A 24,882-nucleotide genomic window follows, 5' to 3' on the forward strand; every position below is an offset into this window, starting at 1 on the left:
CCTCCGGCTGCTGTAGATCAGCGGACGATGGTTACCGCGCCCGCCATGGGCCGTAGTGTATACTGCATACAATAACTCAAAATAGTCGGTTTGCCAACAGCCTTTCGGCGGGGCTCGAAATGACGCCAGCGCATGGAAGAGCTTGGCGGTTTCGCCGCAGAAGCGGCCTTTTATAGCGAAATCGGGCATGTCTCCCCGGAAAATGGGCAAGAAAGGCCCTTGACAACGTCCCAGCTAGCTCCACAAAGTGTCGCCTGAACGCTGTCGACACTTTGACCGGATCAGCGCGCAGACTCACTCGAAGCAAAAGCAAAAAGGGGAATGCAATGACAAAAAACTGGCAGGGTTACATGGTGCGTGCGCTTCTGGCCGCAACGGTGTTTTCATACGCGGCGACAGCAAGCGTCGCGGAGGAAAAGAAGCTGGAGGTGCTGCATTTCTTCACGGCAGGCTCGGAGGCCGCGGCCATCGGCGTCATCAAGGATGCCTTCACTGCCAAGGGTTATGGCTGGGTCGACCTGCCCGCGACGGGAACCGACACCCTCAACCAGGTACTGCGCTCTCGCGTTACGGCCGGCTCGCCGCCTAACGCAGTGCTGATGCACTCAAACGAGGTCAAGCAATGGGTGGACCAAGGCGCCCTCGTCGATCTGTCGCCAATCGCTACCAAGGGCAACTGGGACGAGGTGATGTCAAAGGGCCTCATTCCCCATCTGAAGCTCAACGGCTCATATTATGGCGTGCCGACCACCGTGGAGCGCACAAACTGGCTTTGGTACAACAAGAAGGTGTTCGACAAGCTCGGTCTCCAGCCACCGACCACACTCGATGAGTTCCACGCGGTGGCCGACAAGCTCAAGGCTGCCGGCGTGATCCCGTTGGCGATCGGCGGCGTCAACTGGCAGGAGGCCACCCTCTTCGAAACGGTGCTGGTGGCTGTCGGCGGCCCCGACTTCTACCGCAAGGCGATCGTGGAGCAGAACGAAGAAGCGCTCAAAAGCGAAACAATGATCAAGGTCTTCGATGAATTCCGCAATATGAACAAGTATGTCGACCCGAACTATCCGGGCCGCGACTGGAACATCGCTGCCAAGATGGTGATGACTGGCGAGGCCGGCATGCAGGTCCTTGGCGACTACGTCAAAGGCGAGATGGTGCTGGCAAATCTAAAGCCGAACGTCGACTATGGCTGCGCGCCGCCTCCCGGCAACGCCCAGACCTATCTCAGCGTCTCCACCGCGTTCGTCTTCTTCAAAAGCAAGGACGCCTCCGTCGAGGCCGCGCAGGATGCGTTGGCCGAGACCACGTTCGATTCTACGGTCCAATTGGGGTTCAATCTGAAGAAGGGAGCCACGCCGGCACGCACCGACGTCGACTCCGCCGCGCTCGATTTTTGCGCGCAGGCCTCTTACAAGGCCCAGGTGGATGCAGCCTCTCACGGCCAGGCATTCCCGGCCATCTCGCATTTCGAGGCGTGGAGCCCGGCCAAGAGCGGCATCTTCATGGACGTGGTATCGACCTTCTTCGAGCAGCCTTCGATGACCTCGAAGGCTGCAGTTGATCAGCTCGTGACCGGACTGAAGACGATCTCTGAATAATCGACACGCTCCCAAGCGGTCGTGCCGCGGGTGGTCGCCTCACGGGGCCAGCCGCGGCATGGCCGTCGACCAGGGACAAAACTTCCTCATCCGTTGGCGGCAAAGCGAATGGAAATGCTATCGCTGAAGTCCGAAATCTTGACGGTGCGTCCGTCTCTGGAGACCGGGCGTGTGCGGACTTTCGTCGGCAGATACACATCGCAAATCGCGCTTGCGCCTTCGGTCGCGATTGCCTCGATATTCGTCTACGGCTTCATGCTCTGGACAGCCTACATATCGTTCAGCGCTTCAGGGATGTTGCCGGACTATCATTGGGTCGGGCTGCGGCAGTACTACAATTTGTGGTCCAACCCGATCTGGGTGCAATCGGCGAAGAATATCGTCGTTTTCACATTTTTGTACATTCTGCTGACGACCGTGGTCGGTCTGTTTCTTGCCATACTTCTCGACCAGAAAATAAGGGCGGAAGGGGCCTTGCGGCTCATCTACCTCTACCCGATGGCACTTTCATTCGTCGTCACCGGAACGGCGTGGAAGTGGATCCTCAACCCCGGCCTTGGCATGGAACGTGTCTTGCGCAATTGGGGTTGGGAGGATTTTCGGTTTGACTGGCTGGTCAACCCGCGCTTTGCCCTCTACACCGTCGTGCTGGCGGGTGTCTGGCAGGCCTCCGGCTTCGTCATGGCTCTGTTCCTTGCTGGGTTGCGCGGCATTGACGAGGATCTGATAAAAGCCGCGCGACTTGATGGGGCAGGTGGCCCCTCGATCTATCGGCGCATAATCATCCCGCTTCTTGGCCCGACCTTCGTGACCGTTGCTGTGGTGCTGGTCCAGCAGGCGTTGCGAACCTTCGACCTTGTCGTCGCCCTGACCAACGGCGGCCCCGCCAACAGCACACAGGTGCCGGCGACCTTCATGTACAAGCAGACTTTCGAACGCTCGCAGCTTGGCGTCGGGGCGGCGAGTGCCGTCATGATCTTCATGACAATCCTGGCGATCGTCGTGCCCTATCTCTATACCTCAACAAGGAAGGCCTCCGATGAGCACGCATGAAGTGGTGCTGGGGACCGGCCTGGCGCACAGGGTCACGCGGGTCGTCATCTATAGCGCGCTTCTGTTCATGGCCGTCATCTATGTCTTTCCCCTTCTCGTCGTGGTGCTGACTTCGCTGAAATCGCTGGAGGAATTGCGCGTCGGCACAATCATCGACTTACCCGCCGCCCCGACGATGCAGCCCTGGTACCAGGCCATGTTCACCGCCTGCATAGGAACAAGTTGCAACGGACTGGCACCATATTTCGTGAACTCGGTGATGATGGTCGTCCCGGCTGTCCTGCTGTCGACCCCGATCGGGGCGGTCAACGGCTTCGCCCTCACGCATTTCAAGTTCCCGGGCCACAATTGGGTCTTTGCGTTTCTCTTGTTCGGCGTCTTCATTCCGCTGCAGATCGTGCTCATCCCGTTGGCCTATGTGATGGGTTCGCTTGGTGTCGCCAACAGCGTCGTGGGTCTGATCCTGGTTCATGTGATCTATGGCATTGCCTTCACGACTTTGTTCTTTCGCAACTTCTTCGTCACAGTGCCGCACGAGATCGTCGATGCAGCCCGCATGGATGGCGCCAGGTTCCTGCAGATTTTCCGTCGCATCGTGCTTCCCATCGCAATCCCAACGGTGGTGGTGTCGGTCATCTGGCAATTCACCCACATCTGGAACGACTATCTTTTGGCCACCACCTACACCTCCGGCCTGACATCGCCCGTGACCGTCGGGCTCTACAACATGGTGGCGTCAACCACCGGAACGAAAGAATACAACGTCAACATGGCCGCGGTGTTCTTGACAGCTCTGCCTACCCTTTTGGTCTATGTCTTTGCCGGACGTTATTTCCTGCGCGGGCTGGTCGCGGGATCAGTCAAGGGTTGAGCCGGGCCTGACCATCCGAGAACGACCATCGTGAACTTGAAGCCGCCGGACATTAGATCTGCTTGCCGTGAGAAATGTCGTGACTGGAATTTTTGATTTTATCATTGTCGGTGCGGGATCGGCCGGTTGTGTGCTGGCAAACCGATTGAGCGCCGATCCGGCAGTCAAGGTGCTGCTGCTGGAAGCCGGACCCAGGGACTGGAATCCCCTAATCCGTATACCGATTGGCGTGAACTATACGGTGGGCGGTCATCTGGATTGGCGGCTGACGAGCGAGCCGGAGCCAGGCGTCGACAACCGGCGCATCAAGCTTCCACGCGGCAAGGTCCTCGGTGGATCGTCGGCGATCAACGGCATGATCTTTGTCCGGGGACATGCCGAGGACTTCAATGACTGGCAGCGGGCAGGCGCCACGGGCTGGGACTGGAATGGTGTCCTGCCCTACTTCAAACGCATGGAGACCTGGCAGGGGCCGGCCTCCCAGGATCGAGGCTCATTTGGGCCGATAACCGTCAGCTACGGCAACTACCGCACGCCTTTGTTCGAAGCCTTCCTCGAGGCCGGGCGGCAAATGGGCATGCCGGTTGTCGAGGACTACAACGCCGGAAACCCCGAAGGCTTCGACTGGGTCCAGTACAACATCGACAAGAAGCGCGGCGTTCGCTGTTCGGCCGCGCAAGGCTATTTGCAGCCGATCCGCCACCGCAAGAACCTGACGGTGGCCACGAATGCCCATGTCACCGGCCTCCTTCTGCAAGGACCGCGCTGTACTGGCGTGCGCTACACCATCAAGGGCGTCGAGCACTCGGCTGCCGCCGCCGAGACGATACTGTCTGCCGGTGCCTATATGTCTCCCCATCTCCTGATGCTGGCGGGAATCGGCCCCGCCGAACAGTTGCGCGCTGCCGGCGTCGACCCGATCCTGGACCTTCCAGGCGTGGGCGAGAACCTTCAGGACCACTGCGGCAGTCTTGTGCAGTTCGCCTGCACCAAGCCCCTGACCTACTACTCGTTGAAGCACCCTGTCCGTGGCCTCAAGGCGGCTGCCGAATATGCTTTCAGGCGGACGGGCCCGATAGCCGTCTTCCCGATGTCGGTTCAGGCGTTCCTGCGCAGCAACCCTGCCGAGGAGCGACCCAACCTGCAGGTCCAATTTTATCCCGTGAGCCGCGACCTGAAATCTCCCAAGGGCGAGATCGCGACATTTAATGCCTACACGCTGCAGTTTGGCCTTATGCGGCCGAAGTCGCGGGGCCGGCTCCTGCTGCAATCAAGCGACCCCTTCACCGCGCCCAGGATCCAGCACAACCTTCTTACCGATCCGGCTGACATCCAGGTCCTGACCGAAGGTCTGCGGCTGGCGCGTGAAATCAATGCCCAGGAAGCCTTCCGCGCCTTCACCGGTGAAGAGCTTGACCCGGGCCGGCACATCCAAAGCGACCGCGATATCCAGGCCTATAATCGCCGCAACCTGTTGAACGAGTATCACCCATCCGGCACCTGCAGAATGGGAACCGATGACATGGCGGTCGTCGACCCCGAATTGCGCGTGCGCGGCATAGCGGGCCTGAGAGTGGCGGATGCCTCGGTGATGCCCGTGGTGACCTCAGGAAATACCAACGCTCCAGCGATGATGATTGGAGAAAAGGCTGCGGCAATGGTTATAGGCGAGGATTAACTGCATGCGATTTGCGCCGGGACCGGCCGCCTGGAAGAACCTGAGGCAGTAAGCCGAAAAGGCTTCAAGACATTGGAATATATAAGGAAGATCGTGGCCGATACGGCTGCGTTCGATGCCGGTTTGCGCCGCGTGTGTACAAACCACGTGCATACAACACAAAGGTTTGAGGATTGGACCCATGGATGAAATTCGAGACCAGATCAAGGACCTTCAAAGAGAGACGGAGAGGCATGCTTTCTCGGCGTTCAGCCCGGCCGACGCGCTGGGCATTGGCAAGACGTTGCTTGGTCTGGCGGAGGAGGAGGGGCTGCGCGTTGCGATCGGCGTCGACCTCGGGGAACAGGTGATCTTTCGCGCGGCGCTGCCTGGCACCAGCGCTGACTATCAGCATTGGATTGAAAGGAAATTCGCCGCGGTAAGACGTTTTGCCAAGGCTTCCATGCAGCTTGAGCTGCAAGCCAGGCTGGAGCCCGATTTCGCCACCGAACGCGCGCTCGATCCCAGCCGCTACGTGCTGTGCGGAGGCGCGGTGCCGATCTGCGTGGGGACCGCCATGGTCGGTGCCATTGGCTGTGCCGGCCTTGCTTCCATCGACGACCACCGGCTGGTCGTTCGTGCCATCGAAACGTATCGAAAGGCCATTGACGGAAGCTGAGCAGAACTGCATACTGCATGCAGTACAAAATTCCGGCCGGCAAGAAGGAAAGGGATGGGATGTATCCGTTCAAGACAAGCCCCGAGGACGCCCAATGGATCGAAAAGGCCAGAGCCCTCAAGGAGGTCTTTGCCGGACGCGCAAGGCAGGTCGACGCGGCCGGCGGCTGGCCGCATGAGAACTGGCAAGACATCATCGACGGCGGCTTCCTGAAGCTTGGCGTGCCGAAGGAATATGGAGGGTACGCCAACCAGGATGCTGGCTTCAGCAATCTGTGCCACGCCGTGGTCGAGATATTCGCCTCGGCCTGCGGCAGCACCGGCTGGATCATCCAGAACCAGTATCACTGCTTTGGACTGGTCGCCGGGCTCGGCAATGAGGAGCAGAAGCGGCGCATCTTCACTGATGTGGCACAAAACGGAGCGGGCGTGGCGTCGGTCGGTAGCGAGGTCCAGCCGGGTCGCTCACAAGTGGTGCCGCACAAGGATGGCAAGATCTCGTTCGCTTCGGATTTGACGCCCACCGAGGGCGGTTTCCTCGCGAACGGCTTCAAGGGTTTCACCAGCGGTGGCGCGGCGTCGAAATACCTGCTGTTTTGGGCATTGGCCCCCGGGACCGATGACCCCGATGTTGGTGCGAGCGTCTTCGTCATCGAGTTGCCTAACCCCGGGGTCGAGTTCGTCTCCGGTTGGGAAGAGGCCATCGGCATCCGCGCATCGCTGTCGGGCGGTGCCAAGTTCACCAACGTCTTCATTCCGTGGAAGAACGTTCTTGGCGAGCCGGGGGATTTCAACCAGAGCCATCCCTACACCTTCGAGCTTGCCTATGCGGCGCATTCGCTTGGTTCGGCGCAAGGCATCTACGAGGAAGTGCGCGATGCGGTCGCGGCGCGACCGTTCCTTCAGCAAGACGACGTCAACATGTACTCGCTCGGCGAGATGGCCTCCGCGATCGCAGCGACGCGTTCACAACTGTGGTACGCGCAATATCTCTACGACCAGAAGATGTGGGGCGAAGCCTCGCACGCCACTCTCATGGGCCTGCATATGGCCAAGACGACTGTTGCGATGGTCTCGACCAAGGCCTTCGAGATCGTCGGCACGAGGGCGGTGTTCCGGTGGAGCTCCATCCCGCGGCTGATGCGCGATGCACGCGTCGCCACGCTGCATACGCGTGAAAGCATGATCATGAAGACGGTCGCCAAGACCGAACTGTCGCGGGACTATCACCCCAAGGCGAAATATGGTCGTCGGCTCCCCGAGACCGAGCGCAAGACCTGGGCCGATCTGGGCTTCCATTTCAACCGGGATGCAGCATGACGGGCGGTACCGCCAAGGCCGATAGCCCGCTGGCCGTGCTGCCTTTCGACCGGGCGGAATTGAAGCGACGGGTCAGCCGTGTTCTTGCGGAGATGGCTGATCGCGGCGCCGACCTGTTGCTCGTCGATCAGATCGACAGTCTGGCTTACCTGACGGGCTACGCCCACTCCGGTGCCCGCTACCAGGGTGCGCTGATCTCACCCTTAGGTGATGTGACCCTGCTGATCCGCTCGGCCGATCAGTTCGGGGCCCAGCGACAGGCCACGGTGGATGCGTTTGTCACCTTTGACGATCACAAAGACGAGATCGCGCTCCTGGCGGGCCTCATCCGCGACAGCGGCGCGAAAACGCTGGCCATCGAGACGGACAGCCATTTCCTCACCATCGAGCGATATGAGCGTCTCCAGACAGAAAATCCCGGACTGAAATTCATCGATTTCGGCAAGGTGATTTGGGAACACCGTTTGATCAAGTCGCCGGCCGAGATCGAGGCGTTGCGCCGCGCCTGCGCGATAGCCGACGCCGCGATCCAGGCCGGAACCGACGCAATTGCCGTGGGCCGTTCAGAACGCGAACCCGCCATCGCAACATACCGCAAGGCAATCAGCCTGGGAGCCGACAACGGTCGCGTCGCCGTGTTCGGATACGGCAGCACAGTCGCCAACATGCACGGCCGGCTGGGCGAGCGGATCATGCAGACGGGCGAGCTTTATTTCATTGAGGCTGTTCCGCAGGTTTACGGCTATTCGGGACGCATTGCCCGGCCGATGGCTGTTGGACATGTCTCTGATCGTCAGCGCGCGATTGCGCAGCGTGTCGTCGAGATCCAGGATGAGTTCATCGCCGCCATGGTTCCCGGCGCGATTTCGGGCGAGATTGACCGCGTAGCCCGCGAGACCATGCTTCGCGAAGGCCTGAAGAAGACCTACCCACAGGTCTCGGCTTACACGCTCGGCTATCACGCCGTGCCTCGCACGTCCGATCATACCCGCATCTTCATGCCCAACGAGACGTGGGCACTCGAGCCGAACATGGTTTTCCACGTCATCCATTATTGCGAGGGCATGCCCTTCAGCGAAACGGTTCTGGTCACGCAAAACGGGCCGGTCCGTCTCACTCAGACCGCCAGGGAGATTGCCGTCAGATGAGCCAAGTCGGACAGCGTGTTCTGGTCGTCGGTGGTTCCAGCGGTATGGGCGAGGCTGGCGTGCGGGCTCTCGCCGCCTCCGGCGCGCGCGTAGTCATGGCCGACAGGAAAAAAGCGCCTGGCGACCTGGGCGCCGAGCGGGTTCTCGAAATCGACATCGGCGACGACGCCCTTATTGCCTCTGTGGTGAGCGAGGCGGGCGAAATCCTCGGCGGCCTGGATGCTGTCTGGAACAATGCCGGTGTTTGCCATGTCGGCACGCTCGAAAGCATGGAATTGGACGACTTCGATCTCAGCTTCGCGCTGAACGTTCGCGCCAATGCTGTGCTGGCACGTACTGCGCTTCCGCTGCTGCGTCAGGCCGGAGGCGGCAGCTTGCTTTTCACGGCATCGGCAGCGTCGATCATGGTCGCCAAGGGTTCGTTGCCATACATCGCCTCGAAGTCGGCATTGCTGACGATGACCCGGCAACTCGCGCTGGAATATGCCGGCGACAACATCCGCGTGAACGCTCTTTGCCCTGGTTGGGTGGACACGCCCTTCAACGCACCTGCCTGGGAGATGTTTGGCGGAAGGGAATCCTTCCTCCACAAGGTGCCGGAGCTTGTACCGCTGCATCGCATGGGAACCGTCGAGGAATTCGGCGCCATCGTCCGCTTCATCCTCTCGGCCGATGCACGCTTCATGACCGGCCAGGCGGTTGTGGTCGACGGCGGGGAGTCTTTGATAAAGGGCCCGACCCGCTGATGGGTGATGGCCGGCCACACATGTAGGAACAGCCATGAGCGATATCGTCATCACCAACGCCAGCCTGCTTGATCCACGGGACGCAAGGTTGCGTTCAGGCCAGCAGATCCGGATCGAGGGCCAAAAGATTGTCGAGGTCGCCGGCTCGGTTGGCACGCCCCAGGGAGCGACTAGGATTGATGCCGGCGGTCGTGTCGTGATGCCCGGCCTTATCGATGCACATGTCCACGCGATGGCCTTTGTCAATAATCAGGTGACGCTGGCCAACACCGCACCGTACCTCGTCGCGGCGCACGCCTCGAAGATCCTTGCCGACTATCTGCGGCGGGGCTTTACCACCGTGCGCGATTCCGGCGGTGCGGATGCGGCACTCGCCGATGCCACACGCCTCAACCTGTTTCCTGGTCCGCGCCTTTTCGTGCCGGGCCTGGCGCTGGCGGTCACCGGAGGACTGGGCGATTTCCGGGTGAGGACCGAACATGATCAAGGGTGCCCGCATTGTCGCAGCACGCGCAACATCAGCCGTGTCGTGGATGGCGTGGATGCAGTCCGCCGGGCCGTGCGCGAGGAGATCGCCGCCGGTGCTCATCAGATCAAGTTGATGGCTGGGGGAGGCAACTCCGGGAAATCCTCGATCTACTCGCCGCATTTCTCACTGGAAGAACAGCGGGTCGCCGTGCAGGAGGCGGCCGATTTCGGCACCTATGTGATGGCGCACTGTTATGGCGTCGATGTCATCCGCCGCGCGCTCGAGGCCGGCGTGCGTACGATCGAACACGCGAACCTAATAGACGAAGCTACCGCGCGTCTGGTGGCGGAGAAAAGCGCCTATGTCGTGCCTACGCTGTCGACCTTCGAGGCCAGCATCTTCTACGCCGATCGATTGGGCACGCCCGCGCATATCGTCGAACAGGTCAAGATGATGCTGCGCCGCGGCGTCGAAGCAGTAAAGATCTGCCGCGACGCCGGTGTCAAACTCGGGTTTGGTACCGACCTGGAAGGCGTCATGCATCATTATCAATTGCATGAGTTCAAGATCCGCTCCGCGGTCGAAACGCCTGCCCAGACCTTGCATTCGGCCACAATCGTCAACGCCGAGATCGTGCGGCACGAGGGCAAGCTCGGAGAACTCATCCCCGGCGCCTTCGCCGATATCCTGATCGTCGACGGCAATCCGCTCGAAGACATCGGCGTCTTCCAGGAGGACGGCAGCGGCATTCGCGTCACGATCAAGGACGGCCATCTCCACAAACGTGAAATCTGAGCGGCATCGGCGCGCCCAAGGCACAATGACGACCTCTCGTCCCTCTTCGGCGCCCCTGTCTGTTCCCGATGAAGCGAAGCTGCGCCTTCAACATTGAGCGCCAGACGGTTCCTTGTACTTCTGTTCACGCCGGGAACGGTCTGGCGCATGGCCAACTGCAACATTGTCGCGCGACCTCGTCTCACACTTGCTCGATGAGAACGGTCTGACCTGTAGCGGCCGATTGCGCCACCGCCTTTGCCAATTTCACACACCAAACACCGTCCTCACCCGTCGAGGAGGGGCTACCCTTCCCTTGAACGGCGGCTATGAAATCGGAAACACCGCGGTCATAAGTGACTCTGAGTTCAAGAGGTATGTCTCGCTCACCGTCGGATGTTCGCAAAACGACGCTGCCGCCAGGGGCCTGTGACATGACGTCGATGCCAAGAATGCTGCCGGCGGAGCCATGAATTTCGACGCCGCGCGGGCCATAGCCGACGACGAAACTGTCATGGCATTGCACCAAGATGTCGCCTGGAAATTCCCACACCGACATGACGCTGTCCTCGATGCCGTTCGCCCCTTCGCCGGACGCAGTCGCCAGCGCGGTGATCCTGGTGGGGTTGGTCTCCAGATAGAATCGAAGGAGATCTCCATTGTGCACGGTGATGTCGTAAATAACCCCCGCGCCCGCACTTTTCTCGAAAAGCCTCCAAGTCTTTAGGCTCTGGGGTAACGATCCTGCATGGAAGATGCGAATGGAGTTGACTTTTCCTATCGCTCCTTCTCGCAGGAGCCGCTTTATCGCTCGGTGGCTCTCCATGTTGCGCAGATGGTGGTTCGTAGCGAGTACCACGCCTTTGCGTTCGGCTGCCTCAACGATCGATTGCGCTTCTTTCGGCTCCAAAGCGAGCGGTTTTTCGCAAAGCACGTGCTTGCCGGCTTCGATGGCGGCTAGCGCCTGCGACAGGTGCTGATCGTTCTTGGTGCTTATGTAGACTGCGTCGATTTCTCGATCGCTCAACATCGGCACAAGCGAGTCATAGGCGTCGGGAATACCCATCTGGTCCGAGAAGGCTTGGGCTCGGCTCAAATCACTGCTCACGATGGCCTTGACCCTGCCCAGAGGGTGCTTTCGTATGGAGCCTACCATCCACTCGCGCGCGATGGTGCTGGCGCCGATCAGGCCCCAGGAAACCACTTTCTCGGTCATTGCGATGCACTCCATTCACTCCCGCAGGGATGCGGGATCCTCATGTCGACCATAATTTGTCTGACTAAAATGTCATTTGTCAACATGCTGGCAATTGGAAACTGCGAATGACCCCGGTCTGACTTTCAATTTTATCCTGCAAAAACGGTGGCTTATAGGACATTGCGCGCGCTGTTGCGCGCATACCGAAGGCCTCCCCAGGGGCATGCGCCCGATTTGTGATTGACATATATGTAATAAAAGCTAACGATAAGTCGGACATTCGAAGCCGGCGACCTGAGACGGCGACTCTGAACGACAGGCAAGGCGGCAGTGTCAGCGTCGGGGTGGGGTGGCGCGCGTGTTGTCAAGAAGAGGCGAAAGAAACGCCCGGAAGACCGCAACGAACAACCTTCTATCGCAACCGTATTTTCACCAAGGGGAATGAGAAATGCTTAATCGGAATCTGGTTCTCGCGACGGCCTTGTTGCTGTCCGGTTCGACATCGATGGCGCTGGCGGGCGGGCCGAACGTGGAGGTCATGCACTACTGGACCAGCGGCAGCGAGGCAGCCGGACTGAATGTGCTCAAGAAACTCCTCGAGGAGCGTGGCGTCACTTGGAGCGACTCGCCGGTGGCTGGTGGCACCGGAATGAACATGGTGCAGGTGCTGCGCGCCCGCATCGCATCCGATACCGCGCCCGCCGCAGCGCAGATGCATGCTCAGCAGGTCCAGGCCTGGGCATCCGAGGAGGTGCTAACCGACCTGACGGACCTCGCCAAGAAGGACGACTGGGCCAAGGTGATTGCTCCGGAACTTGTTCCTCTGATTTCTCATGACGGTTCGTATGTCGCGGTTCCGGTGAACGTGCACCGTTCCAACTGGCTCTGGTACAACAAGAAAGTCTTCGATTCCGCCGGTCTGCAGCCGCCGACAACCTGGGACGAATTCAACGAAGTTTCCGAAAAGCTTCTCGCCAAGGGCGTGACGCCGCTGGCCCTGGGAGGTCAGCCCTGGCAGGAGTTGGATCTCTTCGAGAATGCTGTTCTTGGCATCGGGGGCGCCGACTTCTACCGCAAGGCTGTCATCGATGAGGACGAAGCCGCGCTTCGCAGCGACACGATGGTCAAGGTTTTCGACCAGTTGCGCAAGATGAACAAATATATCGATTCCAATTATCCCGGCCGCGACTGGAACCTTGCTACCCAGATGGTGATCAAGGGCGAGGCTGGAATGCAGATCATGGGAGACTGGGCGAAAGGGGAGTTGTCGCTCGCCAACCTGCAGCCCAACGTCGACTACGGCTGTGTGCCCGCCCCCGGCACCAAGGGAAGTTACGTCTGGCTGACCGACAATTTCGGCTTCTTCAAGACCAAGGACAAGGACAAACAGGCCGGCCAGCTCGCCATGGCGTCGGCGATCCTGGACAAAGGGTTCCAGGAGGCCTTCAACATCAAGAAGGGCTCGATCCCTTCGCGGATCGACGTCTCCATGGACAAGTTCGATTTCTGCGGCAAGGCCGCGTTTGCGGATCGCGCGGAAGCCCAAAAGAGCCAGAAATCGCTGCCGTCACTGGCGCACAATGCCGCGGCCGGGGCAACGAAAACGGGCGTCTTCACCGACGTCGTCTCAACTTTCTTCGAAACGCCCAGCGTGACCTCGCAGCAGGCGATCGAGCAACTCGTAACCGGCCTTAAATCCGCGCAGTAGTGGACCGGGTCGAGGTCAGGCGACGATCGCAGCCGCTCAACGAAGCTGCGATCGTCGGCTTTTGCGATACGAAAGGATTCCTGGGTGTCAACGACTTTCCCGGTCCAGCAAACCGCGAAGCGCGGGCAATGGCGTGAAGGCTCCGGCGCCAAGCTCTGGCTTGCCCGCAACGCATCCCAACTGGCATTGGCCCCATCGGTCGCTATCATCCTTCTGGCGGTCTACGGCTTCATGGTGTGGACAGGGGTGGTGTCGTTCACAGCATCCAAGATGCTTCCGACCTACGAATTTGTCGGCTTCGATCAGTACTGGCGCCTCTGGAGCAATCCAATATGGCGCATCGCGGTCGACAATATCTTCATTTTCGCGATCCTGTTTATCGCGATTGCATCCATTATCGGAATGGCGCTGGCGATCCTGGTCGACCAGAAGATCCGCGCCGAGGGCTTCTTTCGAACGATATATCTCTACCCGATGGCGCTGTCGTTCATCGTGACGGGAACCGCCTGGAAGTGGATCCTCAACCCGGGCCTCGGCATCGAGCGCATGGTGCGGCTATGGGGCTGGGATAGCTTCCGGTTCGACTGGTTGGTGGACCCTCGGTTCGCCATCTACACGCTCGTCATCGCAGGCGTGTGGCAGTCGTCCGGATTCGTCATGGCCCTGTTCCTGGCGGCGCTGCGGGGAATCGACGAGGATATCACCAAGGCCGCGAGGCTTGACGGGGCCGGCAGCTTTCAAATCTATCGGCGCATCATCATACCGCAGCTTGGGCCAGCCTTCTTGACTGTGTTCGTCATCCTGACGCAGCAGGCAGTTAAAAGCTTCGACTTGGTGGTCGCTCTAACCGCCGGGGGCCCTGGAAACAGCACACATCTTCCTGCGACATTCATGTACATGCAGACGTTTGGTCGAGACCAGATGGCAGTGGGCGCCGCCAGTGCCATGATGATTTTCATGACAGTCACCGCAGTCGTGGCACCATACCTTTATTCCGACGTGAGGAAACAACGCGATGACACATGACGGCATCGTTCTCGAAAGGGGAGGGCGCTATCATCTCAGGCGCGTATTCATCTATTGCTGCCTGATGTTCATCGCGGCCGTCTATCTGCTGCCGCTCGTGGTCGTGGTATTTACGTCTCTCAAGAATATCGACGAGATACGCAACGGCTCCTTGCTTTCGCTGCCGAAGGCGCCAACCCTGGAAGCTTGGCAGCAAGCCTGGTCCGACGCTTGCATTGGTCTTCAATGTTCAGGTTTGAAGGGCTTCTTTCTCAATTCAATGATCCTGATCGTCCCCGCTGTAGGTCTGTCAACTGCAATCGGAGCCATAAACGGTTTTGCGCTCACGCATTGGAAATTTCGCGGCTCCAACGTTATATTCGCCCTGCTCCTTTTTGGCGTATTCATTCCATTCCAGATCATCCTCATTCCAATGGCTCGTTCGCTCGGCACGGTTGGCCTGGCGAACACTATGCCCGGCCTCATATTGGTTCACGTGGTATATGGGATCCCTTTCACAACGCTGTTCTTCAGGAATTATTTCGTCTCTTTGCCTGCCGAATTGGTCAAGGCCGCAAAGGTAGATGGCGCGGGTTTTTACCAAACCTTCTTTAGGGTCATCCTGCCCATTTCAATCCCTTGTATCGTCGTCGCGGTGATCTGGCAGTTCACTAATATCTGGAATGACTTCCTCTTCGGCACAACATTTACATCCGGCGACAACGTTCCGGTCACCGTAGCTCTGAACAATATTGTCAACACGACCACCGGCGTGAAGCGCTACAACGTGGACATGGCGGCAGTCGTACTGACCGCGCTGCCCACGATTGCCATCTACGTTCTCGCTGGGAAGTACTTCCTTCGCGGGCTGATGGCCGGATCCGTGAAGGGGTAGGGAGAGCCGGCCAGTTTATTGGAATCCTGGCTCCTGGCGCGTCAGCAATGGCGCCCAGGTGGCACAATGGATCTGCGCGCCAGACGGATGAGCAACACATGGACGCTCCTACCACTTTGCAATTGCCATTTGGCTTCGCACTTCAGGCGCATTGGGAATATCACGCCTGGCTGATGTTCACGATCTGGATCGTTCTGGTTCCCGGCATTGTTCTTCTCACCCGGTACGGCAAGCCGCCGCCCTCTCGCGAAGGCATACCGAAGGGAAGTCCTAAACTTGGTCGCAAGCTCTATTGGTTCACCGTTCATCGCCTGGGACTTTCCTTGCTTGGCTTCTGCAGCCTTTGTGGAGGGGCGATCGCCTTGCTGGCGAACGGAGGCTTGAGTGCCACGATCCACGCAGTATTTGGCATTGCAACCGTAGTCCTCGGCATCCTCCAGCTTGTGAGCGCGCGCCTTCGCGGGACCCATGGCGGCCCCGATGCATCCACCCAGAGCGCCATGACCGCGACCGTCGGTCGGGGCGACCATTATGATATGAGCCCACAACGCCGATGGTTTGAGGCCTACCATAAGATTGTCGGGTACTTCACGGTGGCCCTGGCGTTGGGCGCAGTGGTGACAGGCCTGTCGCAATACTGGATCTCTAGCCTAGCTGTCGGCCTCGGCCTCACCGTTATCATGTGGGTGGTGACTATGATCGTCCTGGAGGCAAAGGGATTCCACCACGATACATATCTGTCGAACTTCGGCACCGGAGCTCGTCACCCGTTCAACAAGCTTCGCATCGATCAGTTGAATGGTGACTAGGTACGCTGCTGCCCACTCTCGGCCGTTGGCCGTCTCTGGAGCGTTTTCGCCGGCGGAGCGGCGAACCGCTCTATGTCTTGTTTAAGCAATTCCGGACGGAAAACCGCCCCACTTTTCCTAGGATTGCTCTAAACCGCGCTGTCCTTGACGCTTTCTGGCGCCTTACGCTTCGCGCCAAAGCTGAGCAAGGCGGTGCGTTCGCGCTCCTCCGCCTGCTTTTTCGACCTGACCCGCATCATGTCTTTCCAGCCGATATAGCCGACGAGCCGTTCGTCCTCGCGTGAGACGACCGGCAAATGCGAGATGTTGGCGTTGAGCAGCTTGTCCGAAAGCGCCTCTAGATACTCGTCCGGATAAGCGAGCGTGATCTTGCTGCCGGCGAGCAGCTCGCCGAGGGTCGCGTTGCGGTGCTTGCCGTTACGACGCCAGCGCAGGATCGCCGGCGGATCGATCACGCCGAGCACATGGCCCGCCTCGTCGATCACCGGAAAGCTCGGATGCCGCGTGTCCGGCGCGGTCAGGAAGGTCGCCGCGCCATGTAGCGTCATCGTCGCCGGCACGCTCTCGACCTTGGTCGTCATCACTTCCTTGACCCTGGTTAAGGCGAACGGATCGACGCGGTATTCGCGCACGAGATGGTGCCCGCGCCGCGCCACCTTCTCGGTCAGGATCGAGCGCTTCATCAATAGCACGGTGACCGCGTGCGCGGTCGCGCAGGCCGCGATCAGCGGCACCAGCACATGCGTGTTGCCGGTGAGCTCGGTGGCGAAGAAGGTCGCCGTCAGCGGCGCGCGCATGGTGCCGCCCATCGTCGCCGCCATCGCCAGCAGAGGCCAGAAGCCGGGGCTTGCCTCGGGCAGGATGCCCGACAGCACCGCGCCCATCGTGCCGCCCATGATGAGCAGCGGCGCCAGCACGCCGCCCGATGTCCCGGATCCCAGCGCAACCGACCAGATGACGGCCTTCACCACCAAAAGCAGCAGCGCGGCAGTCGCGACCATGCGGCCGTCGAGCATGTTGGCGATGTTATCGTAGCCGACGCCAAGCGCGTGCGGCTCGACCAGCCCGCCGATGCCGACCACAAGGCCGCCGATCATCGGCCACCACATCCAGTGTATCGGCAGTTTCTGGAAGGCGTCCTCGCAGGCATAGACCAGTTGCGTCAGCAGGCCTGAAAGCAAGCCGGCGCAGATACCGATAAGCATCCAGCCGCCCAGCCCGGTGGCAGATGCCTCCATGGTCCCTGAGAACGGAAAGATCGGTCCTGGCAGGTGCAGCAAAGTGCGCTCGACTTCCGCGACGATCGCCGCGACCGCGACCGGGATGAAGCTGCGCGGCGTCCATTCGAACAAGAGCAGTTCGACGGCAAGCATGATTGCCGCGATCGGCGTGCCGAACACCGTCGTCATGCCGGCGGCCGCGCCCGCGACCAGCAGCGTTTTGCGCTCATTGTCGCTGACCGGCAGCATCTGCGCGATCAGCGAGCCGATGGCGCCGCCGGTCATGATGATCGGGCCCTCTGCGCCGAACGGTCCGCCCGAGCCGATCGAGATCGCCGACGACAGCGGCTTCAGCACCGCGACCTTGGCGTCGAGCCGCGAGCGTCCGAGCAGGATCGCCTCAATGGCTTCGGGGATGCCATGGCCGCGAATCTTCTCGCTGCCGAAGCGCGCCATCAGGCCGATGATCAGCGCGCCGATCACCGGAACGATCACCGCGGCTAACTCAAGCGGCGTGTCCTCGAGCCTCAGTTCGGCCAGCGAGAACTGGCCGAAATAGGCAATGTTGGTGGCGAGCCGGATGAGCTTCAGGAGCACGATACCGGCAAACAGCCCGGCGGTCGCCACCAACACGGCAATGGCCGCGATGATCAGCACGCGAGGGTCGGTCGTGAAGTCGCGAAGATGGCCGTTGCCGGCGTGAGCGGATTTCATTGTGGGAGCCCGAGCTTTCTGGCGGCGCAAAAGGCCGTCCGGTTTTCGGCGCCTTCATATCGTAATACGATATAATTCCTCAAGGCCGTTTTCGATCATCGATCCGCGTCATTTTGGACAAGGATCGCGTCAGGCACCGAACTTTGAAAAGAGTTTGAGCTTTGACGGAAAACAGCCATAAGTCGAAAAATGACGTCTCCGCCGAAACCACGCCCCGCCATCAGCCAGGCCGATTACCAGCGGCTATCCCAGTTCCGTTATCTGATCCGCCGCTTCCTCGAATTCAGCCAGATCCAGGCGAATGACGCGGGCCTGACGCCGCGCCAGCACCAGGCGCTGCTGGCGATCAAGGGATTTCCCGACGGCGGACCGGTGGCGGTCGGCGATCTCGCCGAGCGGCTACGCATTCGCCACCACAGCGCGGTGGAATTGGTGAACCGCCTTGCCGAGGCAGGCCTGGTGATGCGCGATCACGACAAGGGCGATCACCGCCGCGTCCTGCTGCAGCTCACCCCTTTGGCCGACGATCGCCTGGCCGAATTGTCGGCCGCGCATCTGGACGAGCTTTCGCGCATCGAGCCCATGCTGCGGCGTCTGCTCTCGCGCCAGGAAGAGACGTAGATCAAGGGGAAGTAGCGGGCTGCGAAGGGAGGATCGCAGCCCGCCAGGCCGGCCTCGGGAGGACGAGGCCGGCTAGGTCTAGCGTCCCGCCTTTTTGCGCCAAGCCTCATATTTTTCCTGGTTTTCTGGTTTCGTGCAGGGATAGAGCCCTATGATCGACGCGCCGCCACGAACCTCCTCCAGGACGAAGTCCTCGAAGCATTCCATTCCGGTGCATTCCTCCGCAATCTCGTCGGCGAGGTGAGCCGGGACCACCATCACGCCGTCCTTGTCCCCGACGAGGACATCGCCTGGGAAGATCGGCGCATCCCCGCACGAAATGGGCACGTTGATGTCCAGCGCTTCATGATGTGTCAGGTTGGTTGGCGCAGACGGCCTGGCGTAGTAGGCGGGCATGTCCAGCGCGCCTATGCCTTCCGCGTCGCGGAAGCCGCCATCCGAGACCACGCCCGCCGCGCCGCGCAACGCCAGCCTCGTGATCAAAATAGAGCCCGCGGTCGCAGCCCTGGCGTCCTTGCGCGCGTCCATTACGAGGACATGGCCGGGTGGGCAAGTCTCCATCGCAACGCGCTGTGGATGTTCCGGATTCCGGAAAACGGTGATCGGATTGCGATCTTCGCGCGCGGGAATGTAGCGCAGTGTGAATGCCGGGCCGACCATGTTGTCCTGTTTGGGCGCAACCGGAACGACGCCCTGAATGAACTGGTTGCGCAGCCCTCGCTTGTAGAGCGCCGTGGCGATGGATGCGGTGGATATCTTCTTCAGCTTCGCTCGCGTTTCGTCAGATAAGTTATGTTCACTCATGCTTTCCTCGAGTTCACTTGGTTAGACCGTTTTGGCGATCGGCCGTGACGCTGCCGGCATCGCGGTCCGCGGCGGAGCCATAGCCGCCCCCACCGGGCGTTTCGACGACAAGCCTGTCGCCCGCGGGCACCAGCTGCTTGCCTTTGCCCTTGAGGGATCTGCCTGACTTCAGCGCGACTTTCCCCGGAGCACCGTTTTCGCCGCCGAAGCGGCCGCGTGCGGGGTTCTCGATGCGGTCGAGGGCTGCGTAGATGTAGAACGGATGGCCTTCGCGATGACCGATCTCGATGCTTTGACCGAGACCGCCACGAAATTTACCAGCTCCGCCCGAACCGGCACGCAATTCCTTGCGCCAGAAAATGAGCGGGGTCAGGGTCTCGAGGATCTCGACAGGAACACCAGATACCCCCGACGGGAAGGCCGTGGCGTTGAGCCCATCCAGCCGCGAGCGGGCTCCGGTGCCGCCGGTCTGAACCGACAGCGCCGAGAAGCGTCGCGTCCCTGCGATGCCTTGTGTGAGGCAAGCGTCATGCGCGTCTTCAAGGATGAGGTTCCACAGAGCTGACGCGCCCTCGGCCAAAACGTTCTCGGGAACCAGTTGCGCAAGACAGCCATAGACCACATCGGGCAGCATCTGGCCGATGACGTGTCGCGACGATACCGGGGCAGGACGTTGGGCGTTGACGATTGTCTCTTCGGGAGCCGTGACCGTCACGACAGATAGCGAGCCCGAATTGTTCGGGACCTCAGGGAACAGCGCGCAGGCGACGGCATAGGTCGAATAGGCCTGGGCATAGCTGATGGGCACGTTGATGCCGCGCGCTGAAAGGCCCGATGTGCCAGAAAAATCCACCGTGATGTGGTCGTCCGCAATCCGGGTCGTTGCCTTCAAGGTGACCGGCCGGTCATAACCGTCGATCACCATTTCGGCCTCGGCTGTGCCTTTCGGAATTGCGGCGATCGCCTTCAGGGCTGCGTCGCGTGAGCGCCTGACAATCTGGTCGCAGAGGGCGGTCAGATCGGTAAGATGAAACTCATCCAGCATGTCCGCCAGCCGGCTCACTCCGATCTGATTGCAGGCGGCGAGGGACATCAGATCGCCTTCGAGTTCAGCCGGGTAGCGCGAATTCGAGCGCGCGAGGGTTATCAGGGTTTGATCGATCTCGCCCGCCGTGATCATTGCAAGTGGGGGGACATAAAAACCCTCCTCGAAGACATCGCGGCCGTCCGGGCCAAAGCCAATGCCTCCGACGTCCATGAAATGACAAGTTGATGCAAAAAGCCCAACCAGATGCCCCTTATGGAAGGCGGGCGTCACCGCGACGAAGTCATGCAGATGGCCCGTCCCCATCCAAGGGTCGTTGGTGACATAGACGTCACCCTCGCGCATCGTGCCTGCGGGATAGCGGTTCAGGAAGTGCAGCACCGAGGCGGCCATCGTATTGACATGTCCGGGCGTGCCTGTCACCGCCTGCGCGATCATGCGGCCGTCGGGGTGGAAGTAGCCCGCAGAAAGATCGCCCGATTCGCGCACGATCGGGCTGAACGCCGTGCGGCGTAAGGCCTGGGCCTGTTCCTCGACAACGGCGATAAGGCGGTTCCACATGATCTGGAACTCGATCTCGCCAATCTGCTGGATTTCAGGGCTGACGGTCATTTGCCGCTCCTTTGCGATCGGACTGTCGGGCCGCTTGGACGACAAGATTGGTCAGGACCAGGTGGCCGAACGCATTGCATTCGACACAGAAGTCCCTCGGAACGACTGTGTTGGTTTCCCGCTCGGTGATGACGAGCGGCCCGGTCAGGACGGTCCCCGGGCCAAGCTCGGAGCGCTCATAAACCGGAGCGTGGACCGTGCTGCCATCGATTTCGGTGAAGGGCGTCTCGCCCGACGGTTCGATCTTCCCGAGGCTGCCATTTGACGCCTCATCTGCCACCAGTGCAGGTTGCGCAGCAGATGCGGTGACCGCCCACGTGAGAACCTCAATTTCGTGATTGGGCAGAAAGCGACCGAAGACCTCTTTGTAGCGCCGATCGAATGCCTCCTTCAAAGCCGCGCCGTCGATCCCGCCATCCGCCGCGAATGGCAGATCGACCTCGAGCTCGTGGCCCTGCCCGACATAGCGTAGGAACGCTGAGACATGCGCTTTGATGGGTTGGTCGCCCGCTGCCGGAGCAACCACGGCGTTGGCCTCCTGTTTCATCTGCGCAATGAGGTCGGCAGTGGCGGCATTGTTGACGCGTTCCAGCCGGCTATGGCGGCTTCGCACGACCTCGTAGGCCAAAGGGGCCTCCAGAAAGCCGATGGCCGATCCAACGCCGGCTCCCTTGGGCACGATCACATTTACCAATGACAATTTCCTTGCCAGTTGCGCTGCGTGCATCGGCGCGGCGCCGCCAAAGGCGATCATTGCGCGGCGGCGAAGATCCTTGCCGTGCTCGGCGGCATGGACCCGGCTGGCGTTTGACATGTTCTCCTCGACAATTGCAGTGACCGCGGCGGCGGCCTGAACAGGCGTCAACCGCAACTTGTCCCCTACGTCGCTGGACAGCGCTTGCTCTGCCAGATCGCGCCGCAAGACCATGCGGCCGTCGGCGAATTTTCGGGTGTCGATCCTCCCCAGCACGAAATCACCGTCAGTGACAGTCGGCCGACGGCCGCCGAGTCCGTAACAAGCTGGCCCCGGCTCCGAAGAAGCACTCTCAGGACCGACCGTGAGGCGCCCCATGCTGTCGACCTGGGCGATCGAGCCGCCTCCAGCGCCGATTTCGACCATTTCGATCACGGGTATCCGGACCGGCAGGCCCGAACCCTTGAGGAACCGTTCGGTCCGATCCACCTCGAAGCTGCGCGATTTCAGCGGCTGGCCATGGTCAATCAAACAGATCTTGGCGGTCGTCCCCCCCATGTCGAATGAGATGATGGCGTCAAGATCGCATTCCTTTGCGATCTTGGCTGCAAGGATTGCCCCACCAGCCGGGCCGGATTCGACCAAACGGATCGGGTAATCAGCGGCCTGGTCGACGGTCGTGAGCCCTCCTCCCGAGGTCATAAGCAGGATTGGCGCGTTGAGCCCCTTTTGCGCCAACTCAGCTTTCAGCCGGCCGAGATAACCGGCCATGATTGGACGGATATAGGCGTTAGCAACCGTGGTTGAGGTGCGCTCGTACTCGCGAACCTCGGGGCACGTCTCGGACGAGATGCAAAAATAGACGTCGGGCAGCATGGCCGACAGGATTTCCCGCACGCGCAGCTCATGCGATGGATTCGCATAGGCATGGATCAATGAGACGGCGATCGATTGAACGCCTTGCTCCTTCAAGGAATGCGCAAGGGCGACGACATGTGTGTCATCGAGCTCGAGCAGCACGCTTCCATCGGAGGCGATCCGCTCTGGTATGGTCAAGCGCAAGCCGCGGCCCACCAACGGCGGTGGCTTCTTAATGAAGATGTCGTACTGGTCGTGGCGGCTTTCCGAACCAATTTCGATGGTGTCGCGGAAGCCTTGTGTGGTGATCAGAGCTGTCTTGGCACCACGGCGTTCGATGATTGCGTTCGTCGCCAAAGTCGTGCCGTGCAGGAAGACGTCAAGGTCATCGAATCCAAGCCCTCGCGTTTCCAGCAGGCCCTGCACGCCATCGATAACGGCGCGTTCGGGCGCCTGATGGGTCGTCAGAATTTTGGTCGAGGCGCGGACGCCGGCGATCTCGATGACGATATCGGTGAAAGTGCCGCCGATGTCGGCAGACGCTCTGTTGACGCGGGAAACCATCAGTGCTCCATTATCGGCAGGCAGTTTCCATATTTGTAATTTTTCTGAATTGTTGTCAATCAATCTTGCGTGCAGACTGACGCAACTCATCCGTCCGGCCCGGCCTTGGGGAGCCGGCTTATAGCGATTTGACTGCCACTGCAGCAATTGCGAACCCATGAAAAGTGCGGATGCCCATTTGCAGTCAGCTAAATCTTGGAGTATGTGCCGCGCGAAAGGCGGTTGACAAATATGTAATTTTGTTGCCCGCTTTGCGCAGAGTTTCAGGTGCGCTTCGGCAACGTTTGCCAAGCGCACGCAGACCGGAATGCTGGGATTTGGAATGACTTCTGGTTTTATTACGCCGAAAGCGGTCAGACAATTTGGCAGCTGGATTGACGGCGCGTGGTCGTTTAGCCAAGGCGCGCAGAGTGTGTCGGTCAACCCGGCCAATGGCGCGCCGGTTTCGCTGTTGCATGAGGCGGGGGAGGGCTTGGTCGACCAGGCCTGTGTGCGCGCCCACGCTGCCTTCGAGGCCGAATGGCGCCTGTCAAGCGGGGAGCAACGCTCCAACGTGTTGCTGCGAACCGCCAGTCTTATTCGCGAAAATGTGGATGAACTGGCCTGGTTCGAAATGGCCGAAAGCGGCAAGCCGCACAAGCAGGCGAGGCTCGAGATCGAGCGGTCGGCTATGCTGTGGGAATTTGCCGCCACGCAGGCCCGCTCGCTGACAGGCGACAGTTTTGGCGGCCTGGGCAAGGACTATTTGGCCTTGACACTGCGCGTCCCGGTCGGCGTGGCCGGCGTCGTGACGCCCTGGAACTTTCCGTTCTTGATCATCAGCCAGAAGCTGCCATTTGCCCTTGCAGCCGGCTGTGCGGCTGTCGTGAAGCCATCGGAACTGACTTCCGCCACGACACTGCTCTTGGGTCCTATCCTCAAGCAGGCGGGTCTGCCCGATGGGGTGTGCAACATAGTGACGGGCAGCGGCAGGCTGACCGGGGAGGCTTTGCTTAAGCATCCGCTGGTTCGAATGATCTCCTTCACCGGATCGACAGCGGTGGGCAAACACGCCATGGAGATCGGCGCTCGGATGTTGAAGAAGGTTTCACTCGAGCTAGGCGGCAAGAACGCCCACATCGTCATGAATGATGCCGATCTGGGAGCCGCGCTCGACGCCACCTTGCATGGAGCCTTTCTCAACGCCGGCCAATCGTGCAATCAAGGCGGTCGTATCCTGCTTCAGAACGGCATCGCCAAGGATTTCACGCGTAAGTTCATCGAGGCCGCACGGTCCATCCCCGTCGGCGACACGCTGCGTGACGACGTGCTGATGGGTCCGATCATCAGCGAAGCGCAATATCGAAAGATTCTAAGCTACATCGAGATCGGCAAAGCCGAAGGCGCCACGCTTGCCCTTGGCGGCACGTGTCGTGAAGAGGCCGGGGCGCGCTTCATCGATCCGACCGTTTTCACCGAGGTCGCATCCAGCATGCGGATTGCCCAGGAGGAAATATTCGGTCCAGTTTGCACCATCCAGACTTTCGAGGCGCTGGACGAGGCCTTCGCCATCGCCAATGGCACCGACTACGGTTTGTCGGCCGGCATATGGACGGGAGACACAGCCGCGGCGCTGAGGGCTGCACGCGAGCTGGAGGCCGGAACCGTTTGGGTCAACACCTATCTCGACGGACCCGCTGAATTGCCGTTTGGCGGCCTCGGCGCGAGCGGGATCGGGCGCGAGGTTGGTCGCGTCGGTTGCGAAGAGTTCATGGACATCAAAACTGTCCAACTGCGCAGCGGCGGATATCAGCCGCGCTGGATCGGAAAGGCCATCTGAGG

At 60.4% G+C, this 24,882-nt stretch carries 20 protein-coding genes; 15 read left to right on the top strand and 5 right to left on the bottom strand.

Annotated elements, in window-relative coordinates; all coding sequences use genetic code 11:
• The first annotated feature begins 272 nt into the window (after positions 1 to 272).
• From EN862_RS31380 to EN862_RS31420, 9 genes are all read left to right on the top strand, one after another.
• Complete coding sequence (locus tag EN862_RS31380; RefSeq protein WP_128192810.1) at positions 273 to 1,598, top strand: ABC transporter substrate-binding protein; 1,326 nt, start codon at positions 273 to 275, stop codon at positions 1,596 to 1,598.
• A 21-nt stretch (positions 1,599 to 1,619) separates the two neighbouring features.
• Positions 1,620 to 2,651 carry a sugar ABC transporter permease gene (locus tag EN862_RS31385; protein WP_245519761.1) on the top strand — a complete coding sequence of 344 codons (1,032 nt, stop codon included), beginning with the start codon at positions 1,620 to 1,622 and terminating at the stop codon, positions 2,649 to 2,651.
• The gene (locus tag EN862_RS31390) at positions 2,638 to 3,522 is read left to right on the top strand and encodes a carbohydrate ABC transporter permease (protein WP_127868167.1); all 885 of its coding nucleotides are present in this window, start codon (positions 2,638 to 2,640) and stop codon (positions 3,520 to 3,522) included. Before EN862_RS31385 ends, EN862_RS31390 begins: the two co-directional genes overlap by 14 nt.
• 79 nt (positions 3,523 to 3,601) lie before the next feature.
• Positions 3,602 to 5,200, top strand: coding sequence for a GMC family oxidoreductase N-terminal domain-containing protein (locus EN862_RS31395; protein ID WP_127868168.1), 1,599 nt, complete (start codon positions 3,602 to 3,604; stop codon positions 5,198 to 5,200).
• Between the two features lie 181 nt (positions 5,201 to 5,381).
• On the top strand, positions 5,382 to 5,858 hold the full coding sequence (locus tag EN862_RS31400; protein ID WP_189401898.1) for a heme-binding protein: 477 nt from the start codon (positions 5,382 to 5,384) through the stop codon (positions 5,856 to 5,858).
• Positions 5,859 to 5,875: 17 nt separating this feature from the next.
• Positions 5,876 to 7,177, top strand: a complete 1,302-nt coding sequence (locus EN862_RS31405; protein WP_127868170.1) for an acyl-CoA dehydrogenase family protein — start codon at positions 5,876 to 5,878, stop codon at positions 7,175 to 7,177.
• Positions 7,174 to 8,325, top strand: coding sequence for a Xaa-Pro peptidase family protein (locus tag EN862_RS31410; protein ID WP_127868171.1), 1,152 nt, complete (start codon positions 7,174 to 7,176; stop codon positions 8,323 to 8,325). The genes EN862_RS31405 and EN862_RS31410 overlap by 4 nt, the downstream gene beginning before the upstream one ends.
• A complete protein-coding gene (locus EN862_RS31415; RefSeq protein ID WP_127868172.1) occupies positions 8,322 to 9,071 on the top strand; it encodes an SDR family oxidoreductase in 750 nt (249 codons plus the stop codon). The genes EN862_RS31410 and EN862_RS31415 overlap by 4 nt, the downstream gene beginning before the upstream one ends.
• 34 nt (positions 9,072 to 9,105) lie before the next feature.
• Positions 9,106 to 10,335, top strand: a complete 1,230-nt coding sequence (locus EN862_RS31420; protein WP_127868173.1) for an amidohydrolase family protein — start codon at positions 9,106 to 9,108, stop codon at positions 10,333 to 10,335.
• 181 nt (positions 10,336 to 10,516) lie between these two features.
• On the opposite strand, the gene EN862_RS31425 is transcribed toward EN862_RS31420, so the two are convergent.
• Positions 10,517 to 11,530, bottom strand: coding sequence for a Gfo/Idh/MocA family oxidoreductase (locus EN862_RS31425; protein ID WP_127868174.1), 1,014 nt, complete (start codon positions 11,528 to 11,530; stop codon positions 10,517 to 10,519).
• Between the two features lie 430 nt (positions 11,531 to 11,960).
• Between EN862_RS31425 and EN862_RS31430 the strand changes: the two genes are divergently transcribed.
• From EN862_RS31430 to EN862_RS31445, 4 genes are all read left to right on the top strand, one after another.
• The gene (locus EN862_RS31430) at positions 11,961 to 13,220 is read left to right on the top strand and encodes an ABC transporter substrate-binding protein (RefSeq protein WP_127868175.1); all 1,260 of its coding nucleotides are present in this window, start codon (positions 11,961 to 11,963) and stop codon (positions 13,218 to 13,220) included.
• Between the two features lie 180 nt (positions 13,221 to 13,400).
• On the top strand, positions 13,401 to 14,246 hold the full coding sequence (locus EN862_RS31435) for a sugar ABC transporter permease (protein WP_245519790.1): 846 nt from the start codon (positions 13,401 to 13,403) through the stop codon (positions 14,244 to 14,246).
• Positions 14,236 to 15,120 carry a carbohydrate ABC transporter permease gene (locus EN862_RS31440; protein ID WP_127868176.1) on the top strand — a complete coding sequence of 295 codons (885 nt, stop codon included), beginning with the start codon at positions 14,236 to 14,238 and terminating at the stop codon, positions 15,118 to 15,120. Before EN862_RS31435 ends, EN862_RS31440 begins: the two co-directional genes overlap by 11 nt.
• A 98-nt stretch (positions 15,121 to 15,218) precedes the next feature.
• Positions 15,219 to 15,929, top strand: a complete 711-nt coding sequence (locus EN862_RS31445; protein ID WP_127868177.1) for a cytochrome b561 domain-containing protein — start codon at positions 15,219 to 15,221, stop codon at positions 15,927 to 15,929.
• Between the two features lie 128 nt (positions 15,930 to 16,057).
• Here the strand turns inward: EN862_RS31445 and EN862_RS31450 are convergent, their stop codons facing one another.
• A complete protein-coding gene (locus tag EN862_RS31450) occupies positions 16,058 to 17,863 on the bottom strand; it encodes a chloride channel protein (protein WP_127868178.1) in 1,806 nt (601 codons plus the stop codon).
• Positions 17,864 to 18,052: 189 nt separating this feature from the next.
• Between EN862_RS31450 and EN862_RS31455 the strand changes: the two genes are divergently transcribed.
• Positions 18,053 to 18,484, top strand: coding sequence for a helix-turn-helix domain-containing protein (locus EN862_RS31455; protein ID WP_127868179.1), 432 nt, complete (start codon positions 18,053 to 18,055; stop codon positions 18,482 to 18,484).
• Between the two features lie 78 nt (positions 18,485 to 18,562).
• On the opposite strand, the gene EN862_RS31460 is transcribed toward EN862_RS31455, so the two are convergent.
• The 3 genes from EN862_RS31460 to EN862_RS31470 are packed head-to-tail and all read right to left on the bottom strand — an operon-like array spanning position 18,563 to position 23,061.
• Positions 18,563 to 19,288, bottom strand: coding sequence for a ribonuclease activity regulator RraA (locus tag EN862_RS31460; RefSeq protein WP_127227940.1), 726 nt, complete (start codon positions 19,286 to 19,288; stop codon positions 18,563 to 18,565).
• A gap of 13 nt (positions 19,289 to 19,301) precedes the next feature.
• Positions 19,302 to 20,945 (bottom strand): hydantoinase B/oxoprolinase family protein, encoded by a 1,644-nt coding sequence (locus EN862_RS31465; RefSeq protein WP_127868180.1) that lies wholly within the window; start codon positions 20,943 to 20,945, stop codon positions 19,302 to 19,304.
• Positions 20,929 to 23,061: a hydantoinase/oxoprolinase family protein gene (locus tag EN862_RS31470; protein ID WP_127868181.1), complete on the bottom strand. Its 2,133-nt coding sequence runs from the start codon at positions 23,059 to 23,061 to the stop codon at positions 20,929 to 20,931. Before EN862_RS31470 ends, EN862_RS31465 begins: the two co-directional genes overlap by 17 nt.
• Positions 23,062 to 23,383: 322 nt before the next feature.
• Between EN862_RS31470 and EN862_RS31475 the strand changes: the two genes are divergently transcribed.
• Entirely contained in the window at positions 23,384 to 24,880 is a 1,497-nt protein-coding gene (locus EN862_RS31475) for an aldehyde dehydrogenase family protein (protein WP_189401894.1), read from the top strand.
• Positions 24,881 to 24,882 lie beyond the last annotated feature (2 nt).

The sequence above is a fragment of the Mesorhizobium sp. M2E.F.Ca.ET.219.01.1.1 genome (genome assembly GCF_004016445.2).
Taxonomy (GTDB): Bacteria; Pseudomonadota; Alphaproteobacteria; order Rhizobiales; family Rhizobiaceae; genus Mesorhizobium.